Genomic DNA, 26045 nt, shown 5'->3' with positions numbered 1-26045 from the left:
GTCAAGTCGACCTGAAATCGGAATCCGGCTCTAAACCAAGAGATAGAGCATGATCTCGTCCGAAAACCGCTCCGCACTTTTCGGCGCCACGCTCTAGGCCATGGCTAAAGGCATCATCATCCGCGAGGCGCATTTCCCAGGTAGGGCGCCGATCGAAGCCTACGGCAATGGCGGCTTCCGCTTTGCCGACATGTCGCATCGCGGCTCGCTGCTTTGCCTGCCCTCCGGCATCCATGGCTGGGAGCCGGCCGATCCGGTGGCGCTGAAGGCTTCGGATTTCGACAGGCTTTTGGCCGAAGCCGACAAGGTCGAGATTTTGCTGGTTGGCACCGGCAAGGATCTGCGGCCGCTGCCGGCCGCGCTGCGGGCCGCGCTGAAGGAGGCCGGCATCTCGGCCGATGCGATGTCGACCGGGGCCGCGGTGCGGACCTACAACGTGCTTCTGGCCGAAGACCGCGCCGTGGCCGCGGCTCTGATTGCCGTCGACTGAATGGCCGGCACGCCCGACACCGTCAAGAATGGCGACATCGTCATGGATGCGGTGCGCGCCGCCGATCATGATCGCTATCTCTCGGCGCTCTATGCGCCGGCCGAAAAGCGGGATGCGTTGGTTGCGCTCTACGCCTTCAACGCCGAGGTCGCAAGCGTGCGCGACCGCATCCACGAGCCGCTGCCGGGCGAGGTCAGGCTGCAGTGGTGGCGCGATGTCATCGCGGCCGAAGGAGAGGCAGAGACAGGCCATCCGATAGCCGATGCGCTGAAGGCGGCGATCGCCGCCAACCATCTGCCCAAGCCCGCCTTCGACAACATGCTCGAGGCACGCATCTTCGATCTCTATGACGACCCGATGCCTTCAAGGACCGACCTCGAAGGTTATTGCGGCGAGACCGCCGCGGCGCTCATCCAGCTCACCGCGATGGCGCTCGATGCAAAAGAGGCGCCGCGCTTTGCCGAACTGGCGGGCAGGGCAGGCTGCGCGCAGGCCATCACCGGCCTCATGCTCCTGCTGCCGTTGCACCGCAGGCGGGGTCAATGCTATGTGCCGGCCGACATCCTTGCGGCGGCCGGTTCTTCGCCGGAAGAGTTCGTCGAAGGCGACGGCGGCCCCGGCGCGCAGCGCGCGGTGGCAGCGATGATCGCGCTGGCGCGGGAGCATCTCAACGCATTCCAGAAGAGCGCGCCGACACTTCCCGTGGCGCTGCGGCCGGCTTTCCTGCCACTCGCGCTGACACGCGCCTATCTCGACAAAATGGAAAAGGGAGGGCGGTCTCCACTCGCGGGCAACGTGACGCTTTCCATCTTGCGCCGGCACTGGCTGCTCCTGCGTCATGCGATGCGAGGCTGGGCAGGCCTTTGACGTAAACGTCAATCGTGGTAGGGATTTTGCCGATCGGACTCGCCGTGAAGAAAAGCGGGCCGGCGGAGGAGATGCCTTCATATGAGCCTGCCCGTGCTCGTCGTCCTTGTCGTGGTCGGCATCGCGCTGTCGGTCGCCGCCGTGCATTTCACCGGCGGCTCGATCACGGCGACGCTTGCCGGCGCCGATCAGGCGCGCGATCGGTTCGCCGAAGATTTCCCGGACGAGAAGACAGGGACCGTCAGGCTGACCGCTGACAGGCATGCGGCGTTCCTCGAACTCGGCCCGGCGCGCAGCGGCATCGTCCAGAGCATTGGCGACTGTTTCCTGACGCGGATCGTTACGCCTCACGATATTCTGGCGCTTGAAGTCGAAGGAAGCGCGGTGACGCTCAGGATGGACGACTTCACCTGGAAGGGCGGAAGGTTCGCCTTTGCCAACGAGGCCGACGCGAGAGCGGTGGCTGCGGCCCTGCGAAATCAGGACCAGATCCGAAAGGCCGCGTGATGGACGATTATAATTTCCCGCAGGTCACCCAACTTGCCATTCCGTTCTTCGTCACGGCGATCCTGATCGAACTCTGGCTGGTGCGCACCGGTCGCGCCAAGGGATCTTTCGAGACGCGCGACACGCTGACCAGCCTGATGATGGGAACGGGCAATGTCGTCGCGGGGCTGCTGCTTGGCGTCGTGTCCTACTGGGCGCTGCTGTGGCTGTGGCAGTTCCGCTTCTTCAACCTCGGCCTGTCGGTCTGGGTGTTCGTCGCGACCTTCCTGCTCGATGACCTGCGCTACTATGTCTATCACCGCATCGCGCACCGGGTGCGCTGGGTGTGGGCGGAACACGTCAATCACCATTCCAGCCAGCACTACAATCTATCGACGGCACTGAGGCAGAGTTGGACCGGCCTCTTCACTTTCACTTTTATCCTGCAAGCACCGCTGGTGCTGCTCGGTTTCCATCCGGCGGTGATCGCCTTCGTCTTTGGCTTCAACCTGGTCTGGCAGTTCTGGATCCACACCGAGACCATCGGCAAGATGTGGGGCTGGTTCGAATTGATCTTCAACACGCCCTCGCACCACCGTGTCCACCACGCCACCAACCCGCGCTATCTTGACGCCAATTTTGCCGGCACGCTGATCATCTGGGACCGTATGTTCGGCACCTTTATCGAGGAACTGGAGGAAGACCGGCCGCGCTACGGCATCGTCAAGAATATCGGCACCTTCAATCCGCTGAAGGTGGCCTTCCATGAATGGATCGGCATGTTCAAGGATGCGCTGATGCCGGGGCTGACGATGGTGCAGCGCCTCAACTATCTCATCCAGCCGCCGGGCTGGAGCCATGACGGCTCGCGCGACACCTCTGAGACGCTGAAGCAGGCCTATGTGCGGAGAAATCCGTCCGAGGCGGGAAAGCCGGGGTTGCCGGGGGCGAGTGCCGAGCCGGCGGAGTAGCGGCCCTCAGGATGGGCCACCGCTATCTCGCATCAACGCTTCATAGTCGCGGCCGCCATAGAAGATGTTTACGATGTGCACGAGGTCGTTTTCGATCACATAGGCAATGACGGCGGAGTGTTCGAACGGGACTGTTCTCAGCCCAGGCAGGATGTCATCACGCAGGCGGCCGCCACGAGGGGCATTTCCAATACTCCGACAACGATCCTCTATCCGATCGACGAAGCCGTTAGCGGTGCTTTGACTTCTGCTGCTTTCAAAGATGTAAGCAGCGATGGCTTCAAGATCGGATATGGCCTCTTGGCTAAGAACGACGGCGAGACGCTGAATCATTGCTATCTTGCGCCATCCGAGAAATCCGGCTCTTTACCCTGTCGATTGCGTCATCGAGAGGAACGGCCGGCCTCTTGTCCTCGATCGAAGCCTTCACTCGTGCGCGGATCGAAGCCATGCGCTCGGCATGTTCTTCCTCTTCTCGCTGAAAGGCGCGAAGCGCGGCGCGTATAACTTCGCTTGCCGATCCGAAGGAGCCGTCCTCGACCTTTTCGCGGATCATACGAGCCATCGCAGGTGTGACGGTGACGGATAATTTCTCGACGGTTTCCATGACGTGCTCCAGAACCGTAAAGTAGGATATTATCCTACTTTACCTAGAGCGTCCAATTCTCGATGAAAGCCTATTCCGCTGCCTGCGACTGCGCGGGCAGTCCCAGCCATTCCCTGCAATCGGCCAGCGCGCGCGATGTGATGGCATGGCGCTTGGCGACGGTCTTGTCCTTGCCGCGCAGGCGTTTGCCTTCGACCTTCGGCGCTTCCGCCGGCGGGAACAGGCCGAAATTGACGTTCATCGGCTGGAAGGAGCGTTTGCCGGGCTCGTCATCGGAAACGATGTGGCCGCCGGTGATGTGGTTGAGCAGCGCGCCGAAGGCTGTGGTTATTGGCGGCAGCGACGCCGCCTGGCCGAGCCGCTCGGCTGCGGCGAAACGGCCGGCGAGCAGGCCGACCGCCGCACTTTCCACATAGCCCTCGCAGCCGGTGATCTGGCCGGCAAAGCGCAGGCCAGGGCGCGACTTCAACTGCAGCGATGGATCGAGCAGCGTAGGGGAGTTGATGTAGGTGTTGCGGTGCAGGCCGCCGAGCCGGGCGAAGTCCGCGTTTTCAAGTCCAGGGATGGTGCGGAAGATGCGGACCTGTTCGGCGTGCTTCAGCTTGGTCTGGAAACCGACCATGTTGTAGAGCGTGCCCAGCGCATTGTCCTGGCGGAGCTGGACAACCGCATAGGCTTTCACGGACGGATTGTGGGCATCGGTCAGGCCCATCGGCTTCATAGGCCCATAGCGCAGTGTCTCGACGCCGCGTTCGGCCATCACCTCGATTGGCAGACAGCCGTCGAAATAGGGCGTGCCTTCCCACTGCTTGAATTCTGTCTTCTGTCCGTCGAGCAGCGCCTGGACGAAGGCGAGATACTGCTCCTTGTCCATCGGGCAGTTGATGTAGTCCTTGCCGGTGCCGCCGGGGCCGACCTTGTCGTAGCGCGACTGGAACCAGGCGGTGTTCATGTCGATCGTGTCGAAATGCACGATCGGCGCGATGGCATCGAAGAAGGCAAGCGCGTCGGCGCCGGTCGCCTCGGCGATCGACTGCGCCAGCGAACGAGCGGTGAGCGGACCGGTGGCGATGATTGCCTGATCCCAGTCCGCCGGTGGTAGCCCAGGCACTTCCTCGCGCTGGATCGTGATCAGCGGATGCGCCTCGATCTTCGAGGTGACGGCATCGGAAAAGGCGTCCCGGTCTACGGCCAGCGCGCCACCGGCCGGAACCTGGTGCGCATCGCCGGCGCTCATGATCAGCGAACCGGCCAGCCGCATTTCGGCATGCAGCAGGCCGACTGCGTTGTTTTCGGCATCGTCGGAGCGGAAGGAGTTGGAGCAGACGAGCTCGGCCAGCCCATCGGTCTTGTGCGCGTCGGTGCCGCGCACCGGGCGCATTTCGTGCAGCACGACCGGGACGCCGGCCTGTGCAACCTGCCATGCGGCCTCGGAACCGGCGAGGCCGCCGCCGATGACGTGTACGGTTTTTTTGTTCATGCGCGTCGGAATAGTCGCTTGGCGGTGCGATTGCAATTGCCGGGTGGCGATAGCCGATGTGTGGAAACCTGCCCGAAAAACAACAACACCCGCCGGGGGAGGAGGTCCGGCGGGTGTCGTTTTGGTGGTCGATCCTCGGGAGGAGGTGAAGATCGACCGTATTCGTCATCGCCGGGGAGGAGGTCGGCTTTGACGAAATTCCTTTCGCCATTTTTAGAAGGGGCGAAACCCTTCGGAAGACGAACTACGTTCGCTTCAGAAACAACGCCCGCCGGGGGAGGAGGTCCGGCGGGCGCCGTTTCGGTGGTCAACCCTCGGGAGGAGGTGAAAGTTGACCGTATCCGTCAGGGTCGGGGAGGAGGTCGACCCTGGCGAAATTCCTGCTTAGACCGCCCTGCGGGCGACCATCTTGATCTCGTCGCGAACGATGCCGAGATCATGGAGCTGGCGGTTCGAAAGCCGACCGAGCTCTGAAACCGTCTCGCGATAAACGCGCCAGTTACGATAGCTGCGGATCAGGTTCATTGCCTTACTCTTTCAAAACTGGTTCGGACCATTTGCGGCCCGAAGCGGATTAGACCGCCTTGCGAGCGACGTAGTGGATGTCGCTGCGGCTGATGCCGAGGTCGGTCAGTTCACGGTTCGACAGGCGGCTCAGCTCGGAAACGGTTTCCCGGTAGCGGCGCCAGTTGCGGTAGTTGCGGATCAGGTTCATGGTAGTGCTCACTTCGTCTTTAGTTCGGATCATTCCGTTTGTGTACGAACGGAAAATAGGTCGGATCATATCGGTTTAAAAGTGCCATTGGCGCATGGCAGCAATGCAAATTGTGCAATGCAACATTAATGGCCTTTCACGCCTGCGACACAAAGAAGGCCGAATCGGAAAATGCCGTCACGTCAACGGCTTGGCAGTTCCGGCTGAAAAAATGACCAAGCTCGGGGGAAATTCATGGCGAGCTACGCGACACGGGTGAGGGCGGATATCGCCCGATGGCGGGAGGCGGGTCTTGTCGATGCGCCGACGGCTGAAGCATTGACCCGCGACGTGATTGCCAACGGGCGGGCATCGCTGAGCTTCGGTTCGATCCTGGCGATGATGGCGGCACTCCTGTTCGGCGCCGCCATCCTGATCTTCGTCGCCGCCAATTGGGAAGCCATTCCGCGGCTGGTGAGGGTGGTAGCGCTGTTCGCCGTGATCCTGGGCGGTTACGTCGGCGGCGCCGTCATGAAGACACGCGATCACGCCGCGATCGGCGAAGCGCTATGGATCATTGCCGCCTCGGCCTTCGGCGGATCGATCGCGCTGATCGGCCAGATGTACCATTTCTCCGGCGACGAGGCATCGGCGCTGGTCACGTGGGGCGCCGGGACGGCACTGGCGGCGGTCGCGCTGCGCTCCAGTCCGCTCACCGTAGCCGCAGTCGGCATTGCCGATGCCTGGCTGTTCCTGAAAGGCTTCGGCTATTATTGGCGTCCGGAGTTTCCGCACCTGTTCCTGGCCACTGCGGTCGTGTTGTTTGCCGTTTCATTCTGGACGCGCAGCCAGGTGGCCCGCCATCTGATCATCCTGTCGCTGCTCTTCTATCTGGTGCTGCTTGCGCTCGACCACGACACGCTGCGGGTTGCCATTCCGGTGGTCGTGGGCTCGGCGGTACTCTTCGCTGCCGGAGTATTTACCGGCGGACCGGTCGACAGGATGCTGCAACTCGGCGGCCGGCTGCCGTTGCATGCGCTGCTCGGCTTCCTGACGGGAATGGCAATCGTCCAGTTCCAATTGTCCGACGGGAATACCTACAACAATGCCGGTTTCGCCGTCGCCTCGATCCTCGCGCTGGCCGGCATAGTGGCGGCAATCGTGCTTGCGGGCCGCGAGAGCCGGGGACTGCGCTGGCTGGCCTATGCTGGCTTCGCCTTCGAACTTGCCATTATCTATAGCGTCACCTTGCAATCGATGCTGGACACGGCCGGCTTCTTCCTGGCGGCGGCCGTACTGCTCGGCATCCTGGCGCTGGTCATCATCCGCATCGAAAAACGCATGCGATCGTCGACGGGAGAAGCAGCGGCATGACCGGGAAAAGACTGATCATCTCGGCGCTGCTGCTGGCCCTTGTCCAGATCGGCTTCCTCGGCTGGATCATCGCCGGGCGCGCGGCGATCCTGCGCAATGGCAAGGAAGTGCTCCTGAAGATCGAGCCCGTCGACCCGCGCGATCTTTTGCGCGGCGACTACATCTCGCTCGGCTACGACATCTCGCGCATCCCGGTGAAGCTGATCGCGAACATTCCGCGAGGCAAGGAGACCAGCGACGACACGTCGATCGTGGTCCGGCTGAAGAAGGGGGCCGACGGCTATTGGCAGCCGACGACGGCTTGGTTCGACAAGGCGCCGGCGCCGGCCGGCCCGGACGAGGCGGACATTATGGGTCACGTCGCACCGGGATGGGGTCTGCGCGAACCGGAAGCAACGATCACGCCGGAATACGGCATAGAGCGCTTCTATCTGCCGGAAGGCGAGGGGTTGGCGATCCAGAACGACATGCGCGTGCGGCCGTTCGGCATGAAGCTCGCGCTCTCGGCCAATGGCACGGCGCAGATCAAGGCGCTCATGGATGGCGACAAGACGCTGTTCGGGGAACCGCTTTATTAATTACCAGAACCAAAGCTTCTTCATACTTGTCAGGAAGTCGTCGGTCATCGGGTAGCCTGATCGGTCTCCAAGAACGGAATCGATGCCGCATTTGGGGCAGATTGCCGTCATTCCGACCTCGTTGTCATCTTCGTCGACCCATTCTCGGATCTCAGATGGAGGAAAGATGGAAAGGCAAAAGAAGCAACCGCAAACCATGCTGCCCTCCACTTCCTGTCGATGATTGGAGCAGCGTTTGTGAGCTTGCCTATATTCGTCGGGAATTGTGAAAGCTGGTGTCACCGATGGTGGCCCGCTACCCGAAGCTCGTCAGGGCGTAGGTTGGTGCGGATGAAGGGACTCGAACCCCCACGCCTTTCGGCACTGGAACCTAAATCCAGGGCGTCTACCAATTCCGCCACATCCGCATTTCTCCGGCAATCCCATGTAGCCATCATTCTGTCAATGTCACGGCTCAAATGACGCTTGTTCAGCCATTGCGAAGATGGTTGAAAATTAGCCTAGCCTGTGACAAAAGGCGTGTCGAATGTGACGGGACGCGACGATCTGCTTCTGCAAGATGTGAGAAGAAGTAGGAAAAACAAAGACTTCTTCACATTTTGGAAAGCGCAGTTCTTGGGAGTTTGAACCGCCAGGCGGTCAAATCACCAGGTTCCGTACCAAAAGCCATTTCCGGCAAGATTATACCGGCAGGCTGTAAGCGGCTAAAAACCGTTTGGGCAGCCTCATTGGTGAAAACAAAGGTTCTAGAATGCAGGTCACCGAAACGCTCAACTCCGGTCTCAAGCGCGAGATCAAGATCACCGTGCCGGCCGGTGACATGGAAGCCAGGCTGATGGCGCGGCTGAACGATGCCCGCGACAAGGTGCGGATCAACGGCTTCCGTCCCGGCAAGGTCCCGGTGCAGCACCTGCGCAAGATGTACGGCAAGTCGTTCATGGCTGAGGTCGTCAACGAGATCCTGAACGACTCGACCCGTTCGATCATCTCCGGCCGCGGCGAGAAGGCCGCCATGCAGCCTGAAGTGATCATGACCGAGGACGAGAAAGAGGCCGAGAAGATCCTGGCCGGCGGCGCGGATTTCGAGTTCCGCCTCAACTACGAGGTGATCCCGGCAATCGAGATCAAGGATTTCTCGGATATCAAGGTGAGGCGTCAGGTCTATGACGTGCCGGAGTCGGAAATCGACGACCAGGTGAAGCGCGTCGCCGAATCGGCGCGCAGCTACGAGCCGAAGGACGGCAAGGCCGCGGAAGGCGACCGCGTGAGCATCGACTATGTCGGCAAGATCGACGGCGAGGCTTTCGCCGGCGGCGCCGGCACCGACCAGCCGCTGGTGCTCGGCTCCAAGGAATTCATCCCGGGCTTCGAGGACCAGCTGATCGGCACCAAGGCCGGCGACGAGAAGCAGGTTACCGTCACCTTCCCAGAAAATTACCAGGCGGCGCATCTGGCCGGCAAGGAAGCCACCTTCGACGTCACCGTCAAGGAAGTGGCGAAGCCGGGCGAGCTCGAAGTCAATGACGAGACCGCAAAGAACCTCGGCCTGGAGTCGCTGGAACGCCTGCGCGAGATCGTGCGCAGCCAGATCGAGAGCCAGTTCGGTTCGATGACCCGCCAGAAGGTGAAGCGCCAGCTGCTCGACCAGCTCGACGCCGCCTATTCGTTCGAGGCGCCGTCCAAGCTTGTCGAAGCCGAGTTCAACAACATCTGGGCTCAGGTCAACCGCGACCTCGAAGCGGCCGGTCATACGTTCGCCGACGAAGAGACGACCGAGGAAGAGGCGCGCGCCGAGTATATGCGCCTTGCCGAGCGCCGCGTTCGTCTCGGCCTGGTGCTTGCCGAGATCGGCGAGAAGGCCGGCGTGACCGTTTCGGACGAGGAATTGCAGCGCGGCCTGTTCGAGCAGGTGCGCCGGTTCCCGGCAAACCAGCAGCAGGAGGCCTTCGAATTCTATCGCAGCAATCCTGAAGCGATCAACTCGCTGCGCGCGCCGATGTTCGAGGAGAAGGTGGTCGACCACCTGCTCGGCCAGATTTCCGTCGATGACGTCAAGGTCAGCAAGGAAGAGCTGATGGCTGACGACGAGGAAGCGGAAACCGCGACCAAGGCGAAGCCGGCGAAGAAGGCTGCATCAAAGAAGGCCGAGGCCAAGGCAAGCGAAGCTAAGACGGGCGAAGCCAAGACGGGCGAGGCCGCCGACGAGGCGGAAGAGCCCAAGAAGAAGGCCGCGCCGAAGAAGAAGGCCGCCAAGGACGCCGAATAACGGTTCACCAGTTTGATTTCGAAAGGCCGCCGCGAGGCGGCCTTTTTCGTTGCCACTGCCTTCATTGTGGCGGCCGAGCAACACACTCAACTTGTGTTGATGGCTGGCCGCTGGCGATACCGAACGTTGATCATTATCTGCGCGGTATCGCATTTCGCATGGGTCGTTCGGAGGCGTCGGTGAGGCTGGCATTCGAGATGAGGGACGTGGTTGCAGCCGCGGCGCTCATGTTGGCCGCGACCGGCGCTGCCCATGCCGGGCCGGACCTCGGCAACTGGCGCGTCGATGTCGGCGGCGATGGCCAGGTCACGGCATCGCTCTACGCCACCAACAAGCTGCTCACAGGCGGCGGGGCGCTGGGCTACAGCCCCGTGCTGACATTGGCCTGTCGGCCGGAAGGCGAGCCGCGTTGGAGCGAATGGCTGCAGCTCAGCGATGCTGTCTCGGCCAGCCAGAAGATCACCATGTCGGTCGCTGTCGACGGCGGCAGCAAGTTCAATGAAAGCTGGTCGGTCGGGCCGCGCGGCCGAACGCTGGTCAGGGAAGGAAGCGACGGCATCAAACGGTTGGTTTCGGCAAACCGGCTGCTCCTTTCCTGGCGCTTCGGCCTGTTGTCCGGGCGCGGCGAGGCCGATTTCGAACTCGCCGGGCTCGCCGAAGCGGTCGGGCAGATCGCCGCGAACTGCAAGACCGATCCGCCTTGATCGGCTAGAGGAAGCCGGCCAGTTCGGCAGTTGTCATCACCCGCCCGAATACCTTGCCGATGATGCTCAGCGTCGCATTGTGCGACGCCTCGTCTATCCCGCCATTGGCGTCGCTGATGAAGGCAACCTTGTAATCGCGCATGAAGGCGCTGCGCGCGGTGGATTCGCAGCAGATGCTGGTGACGGTGCCGATGACGATGACGGTGTCGACCTGGCCGGCGCCGCGGATGTTGCGCAGAACCGTTTCGAGCTGTGTGTTGTGAAACGCGTCGTAGCGGTGCTTCTTGATGACGACTTCGCCAGGCAAGGGCGCCAGCTCGGCGACGATCTGGGTGCCGGTGCTGCCTTCCCGCATGCCATTGGTTTTCAGTTTCGGTTGGTATGCGGTTTCGAGCGGCGAGATGTCGAAACAGTCACTGAGCATGTGCTGCGTGTAGATCACCGGAACGCCCGCGGCACGACAGACGTCGATCACCTGCCGCATCGCCGGTATGCGATGGCGCGCCATTGCCACCTCCATGATCGCACCTTCGTCGACGAAGTCGCTTTGCATGTCGATGACGAGGAGGGCGGCGCGTTCCTTTTCGAACGGCCAGGGTTCATTGCCGTATTGAGGCATTTTAGATCTTCCTGTTTCTGACAGCGGCCAGATACCCGCCCCATGCAACTCCAGGGAGCCGCTGCTTGCTTTCCTGGACTGCTAGATCAGCAGCAGCCCCTTCATCGAGGCGTTGCCCTTGCGGCCGATGATGATGTGGTCGTGCACCGCGATGCCGAGCGGTTTCGCGGTATCGATGATCTGCTTGGTCATCTCTATGTCGGCGCGCGACGGCGTCGGATCGCCGGACGGATGGTTGTGCACCAGGATGACGGCGCTGGCTGAGAGCTCGAGCGCCCGCTTCACCACCTCGCGTGGATAGACTGGCGTGTGGTCGACCGTGCCGGTCTGCTGCACCTCGTCGGCGATCAGCCCGTTCTTCTTGTCGAGGAACAGGATGCGGAACTGCTCGCGGTTCTCGAAGGCCATGGCCGAGCGGCAATAGTCGAGGAGCTGCGTCCAGTTGGACAGAACTTCGCGGCCGCGCACTTCGCCGCGCGCCATGCGCTGCGCGGTGGCGGCAACGACCTTGAGGTCGGTCGCGACCGTCGGGCCGATTCCCTTCACCTCTTCGAGCAGGGATGGCGGCGCGCCGAGTACTTCGGCCAGCGAGCCGAAGCGGGCGATCAGCGCCTTGGCGATCGGCTTGGTGTCGACGCGCGGGATCAGGCGAAAGAGCAGAAGCTCCAGCAACTCGTAGTCGGGCAGGGCATCCGGTCCGCCGGCGATGAAGCGCCCGCGCAGCCGGTCACGATGGCCGTGGTAATGCGGTTTCTCAGCCGCGTCGGCCTTTTTCTGCGACTCCCGCGGTGGTTCGATCCAGGCTTCGGAAAAGAATGCCCGTTCGTCCTCGACTTTCCCCATGGCCTGCTCACCCCCTCCAGGCTTTGGCCCAAGCCTAAGCTGGCAGGCCGGGCCGGTCGAGCTTTTTCGGCGACAGGGTGAAGATCTCGCAGCCCGTGTCGGTGACACACCGATCGCGTGCTCATGCTGGGCCGAGAGCGAGCGGTCGCGCGTCACCGCCGTCCAACCGTCCCACAGTACCCTCACATGCGGGATCGGCGACGTATCGTGGTGGGACGGCGTTGTCGGCGTATCCTCCCCTCGTCGCCTTCTACCAACGGCCGAGGAGCAAATGCTTGCCTCGCCAATGGCAATGCGAATCGCTCTGCAATATAATGCCGCACCGCAGTTCGCTGACATCGGGACCACCCGTCGCCAGTAACAGATCAGCGCTCGAACCGAGTCGGTGGCAATGCAGGCTGGGACCGATCCAAACAATCCTACATCGCCATTGGCGTCTGGCGAGGAACCGGAAGGGTTTCGGCTCGCCCGCATCCGCGATCTGCAGGAACTGGAAGGCGGCGTGTATTGGCCGCGGCTGCAGCCGTACTTCCTCAAGCCTCATTTCAAGCTGTTGCGCTATAGAATACAGGAAGGGACCGGAGGCGACCGGACCCCGAAATTGTTCTCGGTCCGGGGCGCGAGCGGGGTCGGCGAACTGGACGTCGCCTACATTGCGGATCGACTTGCGGCGACGCTGACGGTCACCGGATCCGGCATACCCGACTACTGCCTCACCGCCGTGAGCAGGGGTGCCCTGGAATTCGGCGGCGCGCCGGGCGCTCGGACCGCGCTTGGAATCGGCAATAGCATGGGCCTGATGTACCGCGGAGAGCCCGCAACGACGCTGTCCGCGACCGGGAGCCACGAGCGGCTTGCGGTTTGGATCCCAGCGACGAGCCTGAACCAGCGATTGGCGGCGATGCTCGGCGGGCCTGTGACGAAAGACCTCGCCTTTGAGCCGGTCTTCGACTGGAGTGCAGTGCCGGCGCAGAGCTTGAGGCGCCTTTTGGGACTCATGGTGGAAGAGCTTGGCGGCCAGACACCCTTTGCGGGCAGCGAACTTGCCAGCCGTTCCTTCACCGACCTCCTGGTCTACACGCTCCTGCGCGCGGTCCCGCACAACTATTCGGATCATCTGGCACGGTCGGGCAGACCCGCCATCCCGGGAATCATACGGCGGGCGGAGGCATATATCCGCGCCCATGTCGAAGAGCCTATCGCTCTGCACGAGGTCGCGGAGGCGGCCGGGTGCAGCGTGCGCAGCCTGCAACTTGGCTTCCGGCGGTTCCGTGAGGCGACGCCGCTGGCAGCGATCCGCCTCGCTCGCCTCGAGGCGGTGCGCGACGCCCTCCGGTCCGGTAACATCGCAGGCACTGTCACCGACCTTGCCCTTCGGTTCGGCTTCACCAATCCCGGCCGCTTCGCGCACGACTACAAGGCGGCATTCGGCGAGGCCCCCCGCGACGCCTTGCGTCGTGGTTCAGGACATCGACGACACGGCCGGTGATCGGGGCGCCACGCAGGCCTGGGGCGCTTCGCCGCTTTCGCGATGTTTGCGCGATCTGTCTTGTTCTTTCGCTTTCCGCATAGAAAGCCGGCTTAGCGTCGTGGCAGGCTGAGCCTGTCGCGCTCAGTCAGGCGGCGCCGCAACGCAGACGCCCGGTGTGAGCAAAAAGGCTGCGCCGAAAGATGCCGAGCGCTGAGTGAGGCGATTGAGGAGTAGTCCGTGCCGAAGGACTTCCACTAGGAAAAGGTGCTTCAATGAACGACCTTGCCTCGACTTCAAAGCTAGCCGCAGAACCCATCGACTTTCGCCAATTGGCTCGCGGCTTGGGAACCGTCATCAACTATGCCGCCGGTGATGCGGTCTTTCGAGAGGGTGACGAACCCTCCTACGCCTACATAGTTCTGAGCGGAAAGGTCGAGGTGACCAGCCACGGCAAGCTCATCGAAGAGGTCGGCGAGGGCCGGCCATTGGGCATTGTGTCGATCATCGACAACAAGCAACGCTCGGCGACGGCGAAGGCTGTCGAGGCGTGCGAGATTGCCTTGCTAACCCGCAGGCAGTTCCGCTTCATGATCGAGACGACTCCCAATTTTGTTTGGTACGTCCTCTCCGAAGTCGTTGATCGATTGCGCGCAACGAACTCAGCATTGTGAGTAATTGGACTTCGGGCGTGATCTGTTGCTCTTCGAGGAGGCCGTCTTCCAAGGTCGCCGGTAGGTTGCCCTTCACCTTGGGGATGGCGGCGCGTCGAGCACCTCGGCCGCGACCGAAGCGGGCGATCAACGCCTTGGCAATGGGCCTGGCGTCGACGCGCGGGATGAGACGAAAGAGCAGAAGTTACAACCATTCGTAGTCGGGCAGGGCGTCCGGCACGCCGGCGACGAAGCGCTCGCGCGCGATCATGGTGGCCGTGGTAATGCGGCTTCTCGGCCGCCTTGGTCTTTTCTGCGACTTGCGCGGTGGTTCGATCCAGGCTTTGGGGAAGAATGCCCGTTCGTCCTCGACTTTCGCCCTGGCCTGCTCACCCCTCTCCAGGCTTTGGCTGATGCCTAAGCTGGGAGGCCGGGCCGGTCGAGCTTCTTCGGCGACAGCGTGAAGATCTCGCAACCGGTATCTGTGACTCCGATCGTGTGCTCGTACTGCGCCGACAGCGAGCGGTCGCGCGTCACCGCCGTCCAGCCATCCGACAGCACCTTCACATGTGGGCGGCCGAGATTGATCATCGGCTCGACGGTGAAGATCATGCCTGGCCGCATCTCGACGCCTTCGTTGACGGTGCCGTAATGCAGGATGTTGGGCGCGTCATGGAAAAGCTGGCCGACGCCGTGGCCGCAGAAGTCGCGCACCACCGAGCAGCGCTCGGCCTCGGCGTAAGTCTGGATGGCAGCACCGATGGCGCCAGTGCGGGCGCCGGGCTTGATAGCCGCAATGCCGCGCATCAGGCACTCGTAGGTCACCTCGAGCAGGCGCTCGGCGGCGCGCTTGATCGTGCCCACCGGATACATGCGCGAGGAATCGCCATGCCAGCCATCGAGGATATAGGTGACGTCGATGTTGACGATGTCGCCGTCCTTGAGCGGCTTGTTGTCGGGGATGCCATGGCAAACGACGTGGTTGATCGAGGTGCAGGAGGACTTCGTGTAGCCGCGATAGTTGAGCGTCGCAGGCAGCGCGCCGTGGTCCATGCCGAATTCGAAGACGAAGCGGTCGATGGTCTCGGTTGTCACGCCGGGCTTGACCATCGGCACAAGCTCATCGAGGCAGCGCGCGGTCAGGTCACATGCCTTGCGCATGCCGGCAAAGCCTTCCTCGCCGTAGAGGCGAATTTGGCCGGTGTTTCTTAGAGGGGCCGTAGAGGCGTCGAGATAGGTAACCATTTTTTCCGTTTGCCGGGTGCTGGCTCCATATTCGAGCCGATGCGAAGATTTCTCCAGATTTGGCACCGGAAGCCGCAAGGTTCAAGGAAGAAGTGCCGGCGAAGGACCATACCACGCCTTTCCTTTGGTCATTCGATGGGTTAGGCGGGTCCTGGTATCAGGAGAACTTGCCTTTGATGGCGCCGGAACGCGGAACATCGATGTTGCTGCCAGTCAGGACCGCATGCGCGGGCCTGATGGCGCTGCTGATGCTCGCGTTGCTGAGCTTCGCCCAGGCGGACGTTTCCGCCTCGACAGCATCGATCTCGGGCGGCGCCGGCGTCAGCGCGCACCGGCAGGGCGACACGATCGCTCTGCTGCGGACGTCAGGCAAGACACAGGCGGTTGAAGTTCGCTCCGGACGGCCGCTGCCCACAAAGCTCACCAGCGGCAATCCAGGCTCCCTTGCGCCGACATCCGAATTGCTCGCTATTGGCCATGCGTTGCCTGCCGAAGCCGGCAAGGCGCCGGTCCTGGTGGCCGTCGCGCGTTCGCACACCAACCAGGCCCGCGCACCGCCGACCGCGTGAATCAGGCGGTCGCTGACCGCAGCCTTCACCTCCAAGACATTTCTTCGCGTCGCGACCCGGCGACGGCCCTTGGCCGTTCGCCGGTTGCCTGGCGCGCATTCGGACGATTTTCAAATGCAACGCATCAAGACGTTCAAGACACTTACCCACGCGGCGGCTGCGGCCTCTTTTCTCGCCGTTCAAGCCGTTATCTGCGTCGGCACCGTCTATTGGGCGGTCGCCGCAACACTTCATATGGACGGGACGGCGGCGATCGTCCTTGGCGTCATTTTCGCCGTGCCGTCCACCTATCTGCTGATGATGGTATGCCGCATGGCCTTTGAAGCCGAGACAGACCCAGCGAACCAGTAGCCGCAATGGCTGCGGCCGCCAGGTGAAAGGGCGATGCGGTAGTGTCGCCCTGTCATACGATGGTTATCCTGGCGCTTTAGTCAGCTTTTCCAGCCCCGGCGAAGCGCCGGACTTCCCTCAGCTGTCATCGAGAGCAGGTTTCCCATGCGCCAGATCGTCTTCGCCGCCATTTTGCTGGCATCCACCGCGGCCAGTGCTTCCGCCGCCGACGGCACGCTCGTGCTCTATACCAGCCAGCCGAACACCGACGCCCAGCAGACGGTCGATGCCTTCACGGCGAAGCATCCCGGCATCAAGGTCGACTGGGTGCGCGACGGCACGCCGAAGATCCTGGCCAAGCTGCATGCCGAGATCGAAGCCGGCCAGCCGCAGGCCGACGTGCTCCTGATCGCCGACGTGGTGACCATGGAGGGCCTCAAGAAGGAAGGTCGGCTGCTTGCCTATCCGGAGGCGAAAGCCGATGGCCTCGACGCTGCGCTCTACGACAAGGACAAGACCTATTTCTCAACCAAGCTGATCACCACCGGCATCGTCTACAACACCAAGGCGCCCTTCGTGCCGACCAGCTGGGAGGACCTGAAGAAGCCGGAAGCCAAGGGCCTGATCGCCATGCCGAGCCCGCTGACTTCGGGCGCGGCGATGATCCATACCGTGACGCTCACCGGCAATCTGCCGGAAGGCTGGGATTATTACGGCGCCCTTGCCAAGAACGGCGCGCAGGCCAGTGGCGGCAACGGCGATGTGCTCAAGGCTGTCAGCGGCGGCGACAAGCTGTTCGGCATGATCGTCGACTACATGCCGATCCGCGAGAAGGCCAAGGGCGCGCCGGTCGAGTTCGTCTTCCCGAAGGAAGGCGTGTCGGCCGTCACCGAGCCGGTCGCGATCCTTTCCTCCGCCAAGAACAAGGAAGCCGCGAAGGCTTTCGTCGATTTCCTGCTGTCGAAGGATGGCCAGGAAGTCGCGGCCAAGATGGGCTACATCCCGGCCCGCGCCGACATCGCCCTCCCGGCGGGCTATCCCGACCGTGCTTCCATAAAGGTGCTGGATTATGACGCCGCGGCGGCGCTCGCCAACGATGCCGCGAACAAGGAAAAGTTCACCACCGTGATGAGCCAGTAAGCAGCATTGCCGTCTGCGGGACCCAGCATCGCGGCGTCTGGCCCCGCCTCGCAAGGGCTTGGCCTTACGCCGTCAGGCCCAATCACTGGCCGGCGGCTGTCGGCGCTGGCCGTGCTTGTGATCATCGCAGTGCTCAGCCTGCTGCCGATGGCGCGCCTCGTCATAGCTGCGGTGGCACCTGGAGGCGAGGTCGACCTCGCCGGCTTCGGCGCACGGCTTGCCAGGCCCGCCGCGCTGCGCGCGATGTGGCATACGCTGGACACAGCCTCTTTCGGCGCGGTTCTGGCGCTCTGCCTTGGCATTCCCTTTGCCATCGTCGTCACCATGACCGATCTGCCGGGACGAAAGATCGTCGGCTTTCTGCTCCTGCTGCCGCTGATGATCGCGCCGCAGGTCACGGCGCTGGCCTGGCTGCACCTTTTCGGCCCGTCGAGCACATTGCTTGGGATGCTTGGCCTTGCGCCGCCGCCGGGCACCCCCAACCCGATGCTTGGCCGCAACGGCATCATCCTGCTTTATGCCGTGCAGCACGCGCCGATCGTCTTCATCACCATGCGGGCGGGGCTGTCACGTGTGCCGCGTGATCTGGTCGAGGCGGCGAGGTCCTGCGGGGCGGGGCCGCTCGGCGTGTTGCGGACTATCGTGCTCCCGGTTGTGCGCCCTTATGTCGTGGCAGCCGCGGCGCTCGCCTTCGTTTCCGGCGTCGGCAATTTCGGCATACCGGCGCTGCTCGGCATGCCAGTCAATTACCTGACGCTGCCGACGCTGATCTATCAGGACCTGTCGAGCTTCGGGCCGAGCGTGCTGCCGCAGATCGCAGCGCTCTCGGTGCTTGTCGGAGCACTGGCGCTGGCCGGCATGGGGTTCCAGTCGGTGGCGCTCCGCGGCGCCGGCCATCGCCTCGCCGCTGGCACACCCGCGCAACTGGAACTCGGACGTTATCGCTGGCCGGCTGCCGGCCTATGCTGGCTGGTCATCGGCCTGATCCTCGTGCTGCCGTCCTGTGCGCTGCTGGCGACGTCGCTGGTGCCTTCTTTCGGCGTGCCGCTCACCTGGCAGACGGTAACCGTCGCCAACTATACGGAAGTGCTTGTGCGGCAGGCTTCGACGGTGCGCGCCTTCCGCAACTCGTTGTTGCTCGCAAGTGGCGCGGCTCTGATCCTGGCTCTCGGCGCCATTCCGATGGCTGTCGTGCTCGAGCGTTTCGACCGGCGCTGGCGGCGCGTGCTCGGCAGCGTTGTCGACCTGCCTTATTCGATCCCCGGCGTCGTGCTGGCGATCGCCTGCATCCTCTTGTTCCTGCGACCGCTGCCGCTGATAGGCAGCCTCTATGCGACGGCGTCGATCATCCTGGTCGCCTACGCGATGCGGTTCTTGACGCTGGCGATGAAGCCAGTGGCAACAGCGGTCGGACAGATCCCGCGCGATCTGGAAGAGGCGGCGGCGGTGTCCGGCGCCGGACCGTTTCGTCGGCTCTGGACCATCGCGGCACCGCTGGCCGCCCCAGCCGCCGTGGCCGGCGGCCTGCTCGTATTCATGAGCGCCTTCAACGAACTGACCGTGTCCGCGCTGTTATGGTCGAGCGGCAAGGAGACGCTGGGCGTCGTGTTGTTCAGCCTGGAAGAGGCAGGGCTTGGCACTCAGGCGGCCGCGATTGCCGTCTCGACGATCGTGGTTGTGATCGCGCTTCTTCTGACGCTTGACCGGTTTGGCCGTCGGCTGCCGGCAGGCATTCTACCCTGGCGCTGAATTCTCTGTTTGTTTGAAGTAATTCCGAACGGAAAACCGTTTCACATTTTTCCAGGAATTGCTTTAGGCGCCCGGTACGACCCAGGCGTCCGATACCGCGACATGCACCCGCTCGCCGGTCGCCAGTGCCTCGGTGCTGTCGACCAGCAATTGCTGTCCCGGCCCGGAAAGCGCGAGCCTTACCTCATGGACCGCTCCGCGATAGACACTGTCCAGCACGGTCGCCGGCAGGCCGTCCGTGGCGATGCGCAGCGCCTCGGGCCGCAGCAGGATCTTGACCGCACCGGTCGGCTCGCCAAGGCTGCGCGCGGCAACGCGATGTCCGGCGACGTCGATCGTCGAGGTGCTGCCCGAATTGTGGACGGTGTTGCCCGAAATCAGGCTGCCGCGTCCGACGAAGCCGGCTACGGCAGCGTCGGCGGGGGAGCGGTAGATTTCCTGCGGCGCCGCTGCCTGCAACAATCTGCCCCCGCTCATGACGGCGACGCGGTCGGCAAGCGCCAGCGCCTCGGCCTGGTCGTGCGTGACATAGACAATCGTCGCGCCGGTGCGGCGGTGGATGTCGCGGAAGGCATCGACCATCGCCGAGCGCAGATGCATGTCGAGATTGGCGAGCGGTTCGTCGAACAGGATGATCCTGGCTTCGGCCACCAGGCAGCGGGCCAGCGCCACGCGCTGCCTCTGGCCGCCGGACAGTTCGTCGATGCGACGTTGCGCGAAATCGCCGAGGCCGACGATGTCGAGCACCGCGGCGACGCGCGCCGGGATATCAGCGGAGGCGACCTGCCTGGCCCTCAGCGGATAGCAGACATTTTCGGCGACATCCATATGCGGCCAAAGCGCATAGGACTGGAAGACGACGCCGACATTGCGCGCTTCCGGCGGCAACTGCCGTTTCGGGTCGGCGACGAGCCTGTCGCCGAAAAACACGCGACCTTCCGACGGCGCCTCGAACCCGGCAATCAGCCTCAGCATCGTCGTCTTGCCGCAGCCGGACGGACCGAGCAGCGCGGTGAAAGAGCCCGGCGGAAAGGCGAGCGACACACCGTCCAGCGCCGTCGTGTCGCCATATTGCTTGACGAGGGACTCGACCCGGATTTCGCTCATGCTTTTCGTCCACGGCAGAATACGACCTGACCCGGGCAATACTTTGGAAAGCTGTCGTTAGCAATGATCGCAAACTACTCGCCCGCGACCGCACTGAGGTCACATTCCTAGGCCAGAAGGCGGGCAAGGCAACTTTTCGGCACGAACGGCGTTGCTTGCTCGACGCCAGCTCGGGAGACAGGGAATGGACAGACTGCAATTCGAGGTGCCGGTGCGTATAACGCCCGCGCCCGGCCTGCCGGTCGAGGAAATCTACAGCGTCGAACAGGCGCTCGATTTTTTGCAGGATTGGCCGAGGCGGCGGCATGGCAAGGTCTATGAAGCAGCCTTCAATGCCTGTTTCGGCGCGACGGTCGACGTGGCGAGCACCGAGGAAGCATGCCGGGCGTTCATGGCCTTCTGTCGCGTCAGCGGGTTGCTTGCCAGGGACATGATGTCTCCGAGCAAGCGCGCGAACGGGTCGAGGGTGTATCGCGAGGCACGGGCGTAGGCATTTCGCCTCGGTCGGTTCAGGCGGCGAAAGATACGCCCCTGTAGTGCATTCCCACCTGCACGCCGCGCACGATCAGCCGCGACAGGATTTCCAGGTCCACGGGCATCTTCGGGCGCCAGACATCCAGCAGAAGCGCGACCCGGGGCTGATCGGAGCTGTTCATGACCTCGTGCGTGAACGTGTCGTCCCACAACATGCCTTCGCCGTCGGTGATTCGCCGCTCCTGATGGTCGATCATCATGATCGTCGCGGGACGGCCATCTTCCTGCTTCGGGATGGCCAGGCCGAGGTGAAACCGCATGATGCCGCGAAACGGCCCGCGGTGGGGCGGGATGTGCTTGCGCGGCGCCAGGAAGGAAATTGCCGCCGACTTGACCTCGGGGCATTCGGAAAGCAGTCGGCTGAGGACCGGCATCCGCGCGAGGTTTTCCGGGATCGTCATGTCGTAGGCCTTGAGCACGAACATGCGCCAGTCAAGGCCGTCATTGGCCGAGATGTCTGCCTGCTCGGGCATGATGTCGTGGAAGCGCGGCGCCCTGTTCAACTGAACGGCAAGCGCTTCGTCGCGGATGCCCAGCCAGGCAGCCTCGAACTTCGCGGCGTTCGGAAAGTGAATGCGGGAATCAAGAATCGGTGGCGTGTCTATGCGCCTCTCATAGATGCGCCGGACGAGACCAGTTCCAAGATCGTAGATGTGCGACATGGCGTTACCTCGACGTGGTTATAGTATAGTAGATGTTTTCTTTCAGCTGCTCACGGAGATTTGTTGAAGCGTTGAACGGACGTTTGGGCATGAGGCAGATTTCGTGTCACGGCGCCTTCGACGCCAGCCGCGGGCCGGTGCTCACATCGACGATTTCGGGCTTCGTGCTGTCGAGCATTCCGTCCCAGCCACCGCCGAGCGCCTTGTTGAGGGCGATGTAGTCCGTGGCGGTCGACACCCGGCTCTGCAGGAGCGCGTCCTCGGCGGAGTAGGCCGAGCGCTCGGCATCCAGCACATCGAGGAGGCTCGTCTCGCCGGCCTTGTAGCGCGCCCGCTCGAGCCGTGCGGCATCGGTGTAGGATTTCGTGGAGGAGGCAAGCTTGCCGTTCCTTACGCGCTCCTGCGCCAGCGATACGAGCGCGTTTTCCACATCCTCGAGCGCGGTTAGGACGGAGGCCTTGTAGGCGATGAAATACTGGTCTCGCTGGGCCCTCGCCACGTCGACGGCGGCTTCCAATTGCCCAGCGTTGAACAGCGGCACGCTCAGCGTCGGCCCGAACGACCAGCCGATCGTGGAGTTCTTGCCGAGGTCGCCGAGCTGGAAGGCGGCAGTACTGATGTTTCCCGTCAGGCTGACGGATGGATAGCGCGCCGCCTCGGCCTGGCCGATCTTCGCGGTGTACTGGGCATATTGCCGCTCGGCCATGCGCACATCCGGGCGGGAAAGCAGTATGTCGGCCGGAATTCCAACCGGAATCGGCAGACGCGGCGTAGGGATCGGCGCGCCGCGCTTCAACCGGCCGTTGAGCGCGGCGGGCGGCCTGCCGGTAAGCACCGAGAGGCGATGCACGGCTTCGGCATAGCTTGCTTCCAGCGTCGGGACGTCGGCCTCCGTGCTGGCGGCCTGTCCCACCGCCTTGGCGACATCCGCCGCCGTTGCCGTACCGGCCTGGGCCATCATGCGGGTTAAGTCCGCGGTCTGCCTTTGCGATGCGGCAGCGCGGCGGGCGAGCGCGATGCGGGCCTGATAGCCACGCACCTGCGCATAGTTGGAGGCCACGTCCCCGACGAGCGTCAGCAGGGTCGAGCGGAGGTTCTCCTCGGAGGCGTCCACGCCGTAACGCGCGGCCTCGACGCCCCGACGGTTGGCACCGAACAAATCCAGCTCCCAACTGGCATCGAAGCCCGACTGATACTGGGCATAGACGTCGCTGGCCGTTCTGCCCGCCGTGGTCGCTGCGGTCTTGTTGCGCGTCGCGGACGCGGAGCCGGTGGCCGACGGGAACAGCGTTCCGACGGATTCGCGATAGCTTGCGCGCGCCTCGCGAATCCTGGCCTTCGCCGTCGCGACGTCGAGATTGCCTGCAACCGCTTCTTCGACAAGCGTGTTCAGTTCCGGATCGCGCAGCCGCTGCCACCATCTGGAGAGCTGCGCCGGCTTGGCAGATTGCGTCGGCTTCTGATCACTCCAACTCGCCGGCACGGCCAATAGCGGCGTCCGATAATCCGGGCCTACCACGCATCCCGAGAGCAGCACAGCGCCAAACGCAGGCAAAAGCAGCCCCTTCGCGGTCAGCAGACCGCGTTCCAAACCTGTCATGAGAGAACCTTTATTGCTGGTTGAGTGCCGCCGGCGTCTCGCCCGTATCCTGTTTGGCCGCCTTGCCCTTGAAGATGCGGCGCACCGTGACGAACAGCAGCGGCACCAGGAACACGCCGATCACGGTTGCCGCGATCATGCCGCCCATCACGCCGATGCCGACCGAGTTCTGCGCGCCCGAGCCGGCACCGCTGGCGATCGCCAGGGGCGTGACGCCGAGGATGAAGGCCAGCGACGTCATCAGGATCGGCCGCAACCGTTGCCGCGCCGCCTCCAGCGTCGCTTCGACCAGCCCCATTCCGGCCGCCTGCCGCTCGATGGCGAACTCGACGATGAGGATGGCGTTCTTGGCGGCAAGACCGATCGTGGTCAGCAGGCCGACCTTGAAGTAGACATCGTTGGTCTGCCCGAACAGGCTCGCCGCGGCGAGCGCGCCGAAGATGCCGATCGGCACCGCGAGCATGACGGCAAACGGTATCGACCAGCTCTCGTAGAGTGCTGCAAGGCACAGGAAGACGACGAGCGCGGATATGGCATAGAGCGCCGTCGCCTGGTTGCCGGAAAGCTTCTCCTGATGCGACAGTCCGGTCCACTCATGCGAGTATCCGGGAGGCAGTTGCGCAATCAGTTTGTCTACCTCATCCATCGCGGCGCCCGAGCTCACGCCGGCGGCGGCCGCTCCCTGGATCTCGACCGCGGCCGAACCGTTGTAGCGTTCGAGCCGGGGCGAACCGTAGGTCCAGTGACTGGAGGCGAAGGCCGAGAACGGCACCATCGCGCCGCCGGCGTTGCGGACCTGCCATTTGTCGAGGTCTTCCGGCTGCATGCGGAAGTCGGCATCCGACTGCAGATAAACCGGCTTCACCCGACCACGATCGATGAAATCGTTGACGTAGTTGCTGCCCCAGGCGGTTGAGAGCGTGCTGTTGATGTCGGCAAGGCCGACGCCCAGCGCGCTTGCCTTTTCCTGGTCGATGTCGACCGAGAATTGCGGCTGGTCCTCCTGGCCGTTGGGCCTTGTGTTGGCAAGCATCTTGTTCTGGCTGGCCAGGCCCAGAAGCTGGTTGCGCGTCTGGATCAGCGCGTCATGGCCGGCGCCATTGACGTCCTGCAGGTAGAAATCGAAGCCGTTGGTGTTGCCGAAGCCTTGGATAGCCGGAGGGGCAAGCGCGAAGACCTGCGCATCCCTGATCTTGGCGAAGGCGCCCATGGCGCGGCCGGCCACCGCCTTTGCCGCGAGGGCCGGCGTCGTGCGCTTGTCGAAGTCCTTCAACCGCACGAACGCGATGCCGACATTCTGTCCGGCGCCGCCGAAGCCGAAGCCGGAGGCGGTGAACACCCCGTCGACCGCGTCCTTCTCCTCGTTCAGATAATGATCGGTGACCTGGGCCAGCACACGCTCGGTCCGGTCCTGCGTCGCGCCGACCGGAAGCTGCACGCTGGTGATCAGGATGCCCTGATCCTCATCCGGCAGGAACGAGCTCGGCAGCCGAACGAACAACCAACCAACGGCGATGACGATGGCGAGGAAGACCGCCAGGAAGCGCCATGACCGGTTGATGATGCCGTGCGAGCCGTCGCGATAGGCGAGCGTGCCGCGGTCGAAGACGCGGTTGAACCAACCGAACGGACCTCTTTGGGTCGCGTGGTCCTTGGGCGGCCGCAGGATCGTTGCGCAGAGCGCCGGCGTCAACACCAGCGCGACCAGCACGGACAGCACCATCGCCGAGACGATGGTCACCGAGAATTGCCGGTAGATGATGCCGGTGGAGCCGCCGAAGAAGGCCATCGGCACGAACACAGCCGACAGCACCGTGGCGATGCCGATCAGCGCGCCGGTGATTTCGCCCATCGACTTGCGCGTCGCCTCGCGCGGCGGCAGGCCGTCCTCCTGCATCACGCGCTCGACATTCTCGACCACCACGATGGCATCGTCGACCAGCAAGCCGATGGCAAGCACCATGGCGAACATGGTGAGCGTGTTGATCGAATAGCCGAAGAAGGAAAGCACGCCGAAGGTGCCGAGCAGAACGACCGGCACCGCAATCGTAGGGATGATGGTCGCGCGCAGGTTCTGCAGGAAGATGAACATCACCAGGAACACCAGCACGATCGCCTCGGCCAGCGTCTTGACCACCTCCTCGATCGACAGGCGCACGAAGGGCGAGGTGTCGTAGGGGTAGACCACCTCGACGCCTTGCGGGAAGGTCGGACTCAGGCGGTTGATCGTCGCGCGGACTGCCTCGGCGGTGCTTATCGCATTGGCGCCGGTCGCCAGATTGACGGCAACGCCGGCCGACGGCTTGCCATTATAGTGAGCGGACGTGGTGTAGCTTTCGGCGCCGATCTCGACCCTGGCGACGTCGTTCAGCCTCACCAGCGAGCCGTCGGTGTTGCTCTTCAGGATGATGTTGCGGAACTGCTCGGCGGTTTGCAGGCGGCTCTTGGCCGTCACGGTGGCATTGAGCTGCTGGCCCTTGCGCGCCGGCAGGCCGCCGAGCTGGCCGGCGGAAACCTGCGTGTTCTGCGCCTGGATGGCCGAGGCCACATCGCTCGGTATCAAGGCATATTTGGCAAGCTTGTCCGGATCGAGCCAGATGCGCATCGCATAGCCGGAGCCGAAAAGCTGCGTCGAGCCGACGCCCTCGACGCGCTTCAGCGTGTCGTTGACGGTGGCGTTGACGTAGTCGGCGAGGTCGGTCGAATTCATCTTGCCGTCGGAGGAGACGAAGCCGATGACCATCAGGAAGCCGGTCGAGGACTTGGAGACGGTGATGCCGTTGCTCTGGACGACCTGCGGCAGCTGCGACTGCACCAGCTGCAACTTGTTCTGGGTCTGCACCTGGGCAGTGTCGGGATTGGCGGCGCTGGTAAAGGTCAGCGTGATCGAGGCCGCGCCGGTGGAGGTCGACGTCGCCGTCATATAGTCGAGATTGTCGATCCCGGTCATGCCTTGCTCGATGACCTTGGTCACCGAATTCTCCACCGTCTGGGCATCGGCGCCGGGAT

Annotated in this window: 27 protein-coding genes, 1 tRNA gene and 2 pseudogenes; 15 read left to right on the top strand and 15 right to left on the bottom strand. The window is 63.3% G+C overall.

Annotated elements, in window-relative coordinates; all coding sequences use genetic code 11:
- Nucleotides 1–100: 100 nt before the first annotated feature.
- From Q0L57_RS04235 to Q0L57_RS04220, 4 genes are all read left to right on the top strand, one after another.
- Nucleotides 101–490 carry an Mth938-like domain-containing protein gene (locus tag Q0L57_RS04235; protein ID WP_296738552.1) on the top strand — a complete coding sequence of 130 codons (390 nt, stop codon included), beginning with the start codon at nucleotides 101–103 and terminating at the stop codon, nucleotides 488–490.
- A complete protein-coding gene (locus tag Q0L57_RS04230) occupies nucleotides 491–1357 on the top strand; it encodes a phytoene/squalene synthase family protein (RefSeq protein ID WP_296738550.1) in 867 nt (288 codons plus the stop codon). It abuts the gene before it with no gap.
- An 81-nt stretch (nucleotides 1358–1438) separates the two neighbouring features.
- Nucleotides 1439–1864 (top strand): hypothetical protein, encoded by a 426-nt coding sequence (locus Q0L57_RS04225; protein ID WP_296738548.1) that lies wholly within the window; start codon nucleotides 1439–1441, stop codon nucleotides 1862–1864.
- On the top strand, nucleotides 1864–2814 hold the full coding sequence (locus Q0L57_RS04220; protein WP_296738647.1) for a sterol desaturase family protein: 951 nt from the start codon (nucleotides 1864–1866) through the stop codon (nucleotides 2812–2814). The genes Q0L57_RS04225 and Q0L57_RS04220 overlap by 1 nt, the downstream gene beginning before the upstream one ends.
- Before the next feature lie 6 nt (nucleotides 2815–2820).
- Here Q0L57_RS04220 and Q0L57_RS04215 read toward each other — a convergent pair whose 3' ends face one another.
- The 5 genes from Q0L57_RS04215 to Q0L57_RS04195 form a co-directional block, all read right to left on the bottom strand.
- A complete protein-coding gene (locus Q0L57_RS04215; RefSeq protein ID WP_296738545.1) occupies nucleotides 2821–3147 on the bottom strand; it encodes a type II toxin-antitoxin system RelE/ParE family toxin in 327 nt (108 codons plus the stop codon).
- Nucleotides 3119–3421 (bottom strand): type II toxin-antitoxin system ParD family antitoxin, encoded by a 303-nt coding sequence (locus Q0L57_RS04210; protein ID WP_296738542.1) that lies wholly within the window; start codon nucleotides 3419–3421, stop codon nucleotides 3119–3121. The genes Q0L57_RS04215 and Q0L57_RS04210 overlap by 29 nt, the downstream gene beginning before the upstream one ends.
- A gap of 70 nt (nucleotides 3422–3491) precedes the next feature.
- Entirely contained in the window at nucleotides 3492–4901 is a 1410-nt protein-coding gene (gene trmFO / locus Q0L57_RS04205) for a methylenetetrahydrofolate--tRNA-(uracil(54)-C(5))-methyltransferase (FADH(2)-oxidizing) TrmFO (RefSeq protein ID WP_296738540.1), read from the bottom strand.
- A gap of 384 nt (nucleotides 4902–5285) precedes the next feature.
- Nucleotides 5286–5426, bottom strand: a complete 141-nt coding sequence (locus Q0L57_RS04200; protein ID WP_296738538.1) for a DUF1127 domain-containing protein — start codon at nucleotides 5424–5426, stop codon at nucleotides 5286–5288.
- A 49-nt stretch (nucleotides 5427–5475) separates the two neighbouring features.
- On the bottom strand, nucleotides 5476–5616 hold the full coding sequence (locus Q0L57_RS04195; protein WP_071031999.1) for a DUF1127 domain-containing protein: 141 nt from the start codon (nucleotides 5614–5616) through the stop codon (nucleotides 5476–5478).
- 234 nt (nucleotides 5617–5850) lie between these two features.
- On the opposite strand from Q0L57_RS04195, the gene Q0L57_RS04190 reads away from it, so the two are divergent.
- Nucleotides 5851–6969, top strand: coding sequence for a DUF2157 domain-containing protein (locus Q0L57_RS04190; RefSeq protein WP_296738522.1), 1119 nt, complete (start codon nucleotides 5851–5853; stop codon nucleotides 6967–6969).
- Nucleotides 6966–7547, top strand: a complete 582-nt coding sequence (locus Q0L57_RS04185; RefSeq protein ID WP_296738519.1) for a GDYXXLXY domain-containing protein — start codon at nucleotides 6966–6968, stop codon at nucleotides 7545–7547. The genes Q0L57_RS04190 and Q0L57_RS04185 overlap by 4 nt, the downstream gene beginning before the upstream one ends.
- Before the next feature lie 322 nt (nucleotides 7548–7869).
- Here the strand turns inward: Q0L57_RS04185 and Q0L57_RS04180 are convergent.
- Nucleotides 7870–7954 (bottom strand) — tRNA-Leu (locus tag Q0L57_RS04180).
- Nucleotides 7955–8298: 344 nt separating this feature from the next.
- Here Q0L57_RS04180 and tig point away from each other — a divergent pair.
- Nucleotides 8299–9813, top strand: coding sequence for a trigger factor (tig, locus tag Q0L57_RS04175; protein ID WP_296738516.1), 1515 nt, complete (start codon nucleotides 8299–8301; stop codon nucleotides 9811–9813).
- Between the two features lie 179 nt (nucleotides 9814–9992).
- Nucleotides 9993–10517 (top strand): hypothetical protein, encoded by a 525-nt coding sequence (locus Q0L57_RS04170; protein ID WP_296738513.1) that lies wholly within the window; start codon nucleotides 9993–9995, stop codon nucleotides 10515–10517.
- A gap of 4 nt (nucleotides 10518–10521) precedes the next feature.
- Here Q0L57_RS04170 and Q0L57_RS04165 read toward each other — a convergent pair whose 3' ends face one another.
- The 3 genes and pseudogenes from Q0L57_RS04165 to Q0L57_RS04155 form a co-directional block, all read right to left on the bottom strand.
- Complete coding sequence (locus Q0L57_RS04165; protein WP_296738511.1) at nucleotides 10522–11136, bottom strand: isochorismatase family cysteine hydrolase; 615 nt, start codon at nucleotides 11134–11136, stop codon at nucleotides 10522–10524.
- Between the two features lie 81 nt (nucleotides 11137–11217).
- Nucleotides 11218–11979 carry a DNA repair protein RadC gene (gene radC, locus Q0L57_RS04160; protein ID WP_296738507.1) on the bottom strand — a complete coding sequence of 254 codons (762 nt, stop codon included), beginning with the start codon at nucleotides 11977–11979 and terminating at the stop codon, nucleotides 11218–11220.
- Between the two features lie 34 nt (nucleotides 11980–12013).
- Nucleotides 12014–12171 (bottom strand): annotated as a pseudogene (locus Q0L57_RS04155) (type I methionyl aminopeptidase); the annotation flags it as partial.
- A 199-nt stretch (nucleotides 12172–12370) separates the two neighbouring features.
- On the opposite strand from Q0L57_RS04155, the gene Q0L57_RS04150 reads away from it, so the two are divergent.
- Both Q0L57_RS04150 and Q0L57_RS04145 read left to right on the top strand, forming a co-directional pair.
- The gene (locus Q0L57_RS04150) at nucleotides 12371–13468 is read left to right on the top strand and encodes an AraC family transcriptional regulator (protein ID WP_296738504.1); all 1098 of its coding nucleotides are present in this window, start codon (nucleotides 12371–12373) and stop codon (nucleotides 13466–13468) included.
- A gap of 254 nt (nucleotides 13469–13722) precedes the next feature.
- On the top strand, nucleotides 13723–14121 hold the full coding sequence (locus Q0L57_RS04145) for a Crp/Fnr family transcriptional regulator (protein ID WP_296738501.1): 399 nt from the start codon (nucleotides 13723–13725) through the stop codon (nucleotides 14119–14121).
- 112 nt (nucleotides 14122–14233) lie between these two features.
- Here the strand turns inward: Q0L57_RS04145 and Q0L57_RS34205 are convergent.
- Together Q0L57_RS34205 and map are read right to left on the bottom strand one after the other, a co-directional pair.
- Nucleotides 14234–14503: pseudogene (locus Q0L57_RS34205) on the bottom strand (hypothetical protein); the annotation flags it as partial.
- A 14-nt stretch (nucleotides 14504–14517) separates the two neighbouring features.
- Nucleotides 14518–15345: a type I methionyl aminopeptidase gene (map, locus tag Q0L57_RS04140; protein WP_296738499.1), complete on the bottom strand. Its 828-nt coding sequence runs from the start codon at nucleotides 15343–15345 to the stop codon at nucleotides 14518–14520.
- A 200-nt stretch (nucleotides 15346–15545) separates the two neighbouring features.
- On the opposite strand from map, the gene Q0L57_RS04135 reads away from it, so the two are divergent.
- The 4 genes from Q0L57_RS04135 (at nucleotide 15546) to Q0L57_RS04120 (ending at nucleotide 19133) form a co-directional block, all read left to right on the top strand.
- Nucleotides 15546–15914 (top strand): hypothetical protein, encoded by a 369-nt coding sequence (locus Q0L57_RS04135; protein WP_296738496.1) that lies wholly within the window; start codon nucleotides 15546–15548, stop codon nucleotides 15912–15914.
- Nucleotides 15915–16028: 114 nt separating this feature from the next.
- Nucleotides 16029–16265, top strand: a complete 237-nt coding sequence (locus tag Q0L57_RS04130) for a hypothetical protein (protein ID WP_296738493.1) — start codon at nucleotides 16029–16031, stop codon at nucleotides 16263–16265.
- Nucleotides 16266–16409: 144 nt separating this feature from the next.
- A complete protein-coding gene (locus Q0L57_RS04125; protein WP_296738490.1) occupies nucleotides 16410–17384 on the top strand; it encodes an ABC transporter substrate-binding protein in 975 nt (324 codons plus the stop codon).
- Between the two features lie 147 nt (nucleotides 17385–17531).
- Complete coding sequence (locus tag Q0L57_RS04120) at nucleotides 17532–19133, top strand: iron ABC transporter permease (RefSeq protein WP_296738644.1); 1602 nt, start codon at nucleotides 17532–17534, stop codon at nucleotides 19131–19133.
- A 63-nt stretch (nucleotides 19134–19196) separates the two neighbouring features.
- Here Q0L57_RS04120 and Q0L57_RS04115 read toward each other — a convergent pair whose 3' ends face one another.
- Nucleotides 19197–20240, bottom strand: a complete 1044-nt coding sequence (locus Q0L57_RS04115) for an ABC transporter ATP-binding protein (protein WP_296738487.1) — start codon at nucleotides 20238–20240, stop codon at nucleotides 19197–19199.
- 184 nt (nucleotides 20241–20424) lie between these two features.
- Here Q0L57_RS04115 and Q0L57_RS04110 point away from each other — a divergent pair, with 184 nt between their 5' ends.
- Complete coding sequence (locus Q0L57_RS04110; RefSeq protein WP_296738485.1) at nucleotides 20425–20730, top strand: DUF982 domain-containing protein; 306 nt, start codon at nucleotides 20425–20427, stop codon at nucleotides 20728–20730.
- Between the two features lie 19 nt (nucleotides 20731–20749).
- Here the strand turns inward: Q0L57_RS04110 and Q0L57_RS04105 are convergent, their stop codons facing one another.
- From Q0L57_RS04105 to Q0L57_RS04095, 3 genes are all read right to left on the bottom strand, one after another.
- A complete protein-coding gene (locus tag Q0L57_RS04105) occupies nucleotides 20750–21436 on the bottom strand; it encodes an aspartyl/asparaginyl beta-hydroxylase domain-containing protein (RefSeq protein ID WP_296738483.1) in 687 nt (228 codons plus the stop codon).
- 106 nt (nucleotides 21437–21542) lie between these two features.
- Nucleotides 21543–23036: an efflux transporter outer membrane subunit gene (locus Q0L57_RS04100; RefSeq protein ID WP_296738479.1), complete on the bottom strand. Its 1494-nt coding sequence runs from the start codon at nucleotides 23034–23036 to the stop codon at nucleotides 21543–21545.
- Nucleotides 23037–23046: 10 nt separating this feature from the next.
- Nucleotides 23047–26045 (bottom strand): efflux RND transporter permease subunit (locus Q0L57_RS04095; protein ID WP_296738477.1); only part of this gene is annotated, 2999 nt, incomplete at its 5' end.

Source organism: Mesorhizobium sp., from assembly GCF_024509055.1.
In the GTDB taxonomy this organism is placed as follows: Bacteria; Pseudomonadota; Alphaproteobacteria; order Rhizobiales; family Rhizobiaceae; genus Mesorhizobium.
This window is presented reverse-complemented; position numbering and strand designations above follow the sequence as displayed.

Coding starts and splice junctions, on each gene's coding strand:
- Q0L57_RS04235 (WP_296738552.1), top strand. CDS start 101: ATGGCTAAAGGCATCATCATCCGCGAGGCGCATTTCCCAGGTAGGGCG.
- Q0L57_RS04230 (WP_296738550.1), top strand. CDS start 491: ATGGCCGGCACGCCCGACACCGTCAAGAATGGCGACATCGTCATGGAT.
- Q0L57_RS04225 (WP_296738548.1), top strand. CDS start 1,439: ATGAGCCTGCCCGTGCTCGTCGTCCTTGTCGTGGTCGGCATCGCGCTG.
- Q0L57_RS04220 (WP_296738647.1), top strand. CDS start 1,864: ATGGACGATTATAATTTCCCGCAGGTCACCCAACTTGCCATTCCGTTC.
- Q0L57_RS04215 (WP_296738545.1), bottom strand. CDS start 3,147: ATGATTCAGCGTCTCGCCGTCGTTCTTAGCCAAGAGGCCATATCCGAT.
- Q0L57_RS04210 (WP_296738542.1), bottom strand. CDS start 3,421: ATGGAAACCGTCGAGAAATTATCCGTCACCGTCACACCTGCGATGGCT.
- trmFO (WP_296738540.1), bottom strand. CDS start 4,901: ATGAACAAAAAAACCGTACACGTCATCGGCGGCGGCCTCGCCGGTTCC.
- Q0L57_RS04200 (WP_296738538.1), bottom strand. CDS start 5,426: ATGAACCTGATCCGCAGCTATCGTAACTGGCGCGTTTATCGCGAGACG.
- Q0L57_RS04195 (WP_071031999.1), bottom strand. CDS start 5,616: ATGAACCTGATCCGCAACTACCGCAACTGGCGCCGCTACCGGGAAACC.
- Q0L57_RS04190 (WP_296738522.1), top strand. CDS start 5,851: ATGGCGAGCTACGCGACACGGGTGAGGGCGGATATCGCCCGATGGCGG.
- Q0L57_RS04185 (WP_296738519.1), top strand. CDS start 6,966: ATGACCGGGAAAAGACTGATCATCTCGGCGCTGCTGCTGGCCCTTGTC.
- tig (WP_296738516.1), top strand. CDS start 8,299: ATGCAGGTCACCGAAACGCTCAACTCCGGTCTCAAGCGCGAGATCAAG.
- Q0L57_RS04165 (WP_296738511.1), bottom strand. CDS start 11,136: ATGCCTCAATACGGCAATGAACCCTGGCCGTTCGAAAAGGAACGCGCC.
- radC (WP_296738507.1), bottom strand. CDS start 11,979: ATGGGGAAAGTCGAGGACGAACGGGCATTCTTTTCCGAAGCCTGGATC.
- Q0L57_RS04150 (WP_296738504.1), top strand. CDS start 12,371: ATGCAGGCTGGGACCGATCCAAACAATCCTACATCGCCATTGGCGTCT.
- Q0L57_RS04145 (WP_296738501.1), top strand. CDS start 13,723: ATGAACGACCTTGCCTCGACTTCAAAGCTAGCCGCAGAACCCATCGAC.
- map (WP_296738499.1), bottom strand. CDS start 15,345: ATGGTTACCTATCTCGACGCCTCTACGGCCCCTCTAAGAAACACCGGC.
- Q0L57_RS04135 (WP_296738496.1), top strand. CDS start 15,546: ATGTTGCTGCCAGTCAGGACCGCATGCGCGGGCCTGATGGCGCTGCTG.
- Q0L57_RS04130 (WP_296738493.1), top strand. CDS start 16,029: ATGCAACGCATCAAGACGTTCAAGACACTTACCCACGCGGCGGCTGCG.
- Q0L57_RS04125 (WP_296738490.1), top strand. CDS start 16,410: ATGCGCCAGATCGTCTTCGCCGCCATTTTGCTGGCATCCACCGCGGCC.
- Q0L57_RS04120 (WP_296738644.1), top strand. CDS start 17,532: ATGGCGCGCCTCGTCATAGCTGCGGTGGCACCTGGAGGCGAGGTCGAC.
- Q0L57_RS04115 (WP_296738487.1), bottom strand. CDS start 20,240: ATGAGCGAAATCCGGGTCGAGTCCCTCGTCAAGCAATATGGCGACACG.
- Q0L57_RS04110 (WP_296738485.1), top strand. CDS start 20,425: ATGGACAGACTGCAATTCGAGGTGCCGGTGCGTATAACGCCCGCGCCC.
- Q0L57_RS04105 (WP_296738483.1), bottom strand. CDS start 21,436: ATGTCGCACATCTACGATCTTGGAACTGGTCTCGTCCGGCGCATCTAT.
- Q0L57_RS04100 (WP_296738479.1), bottom strand. CDS start 23,036: ATGACAGGTTTGGAACGCGGTCTGCTGACCGCGAAGGGGCTGCTTTTG.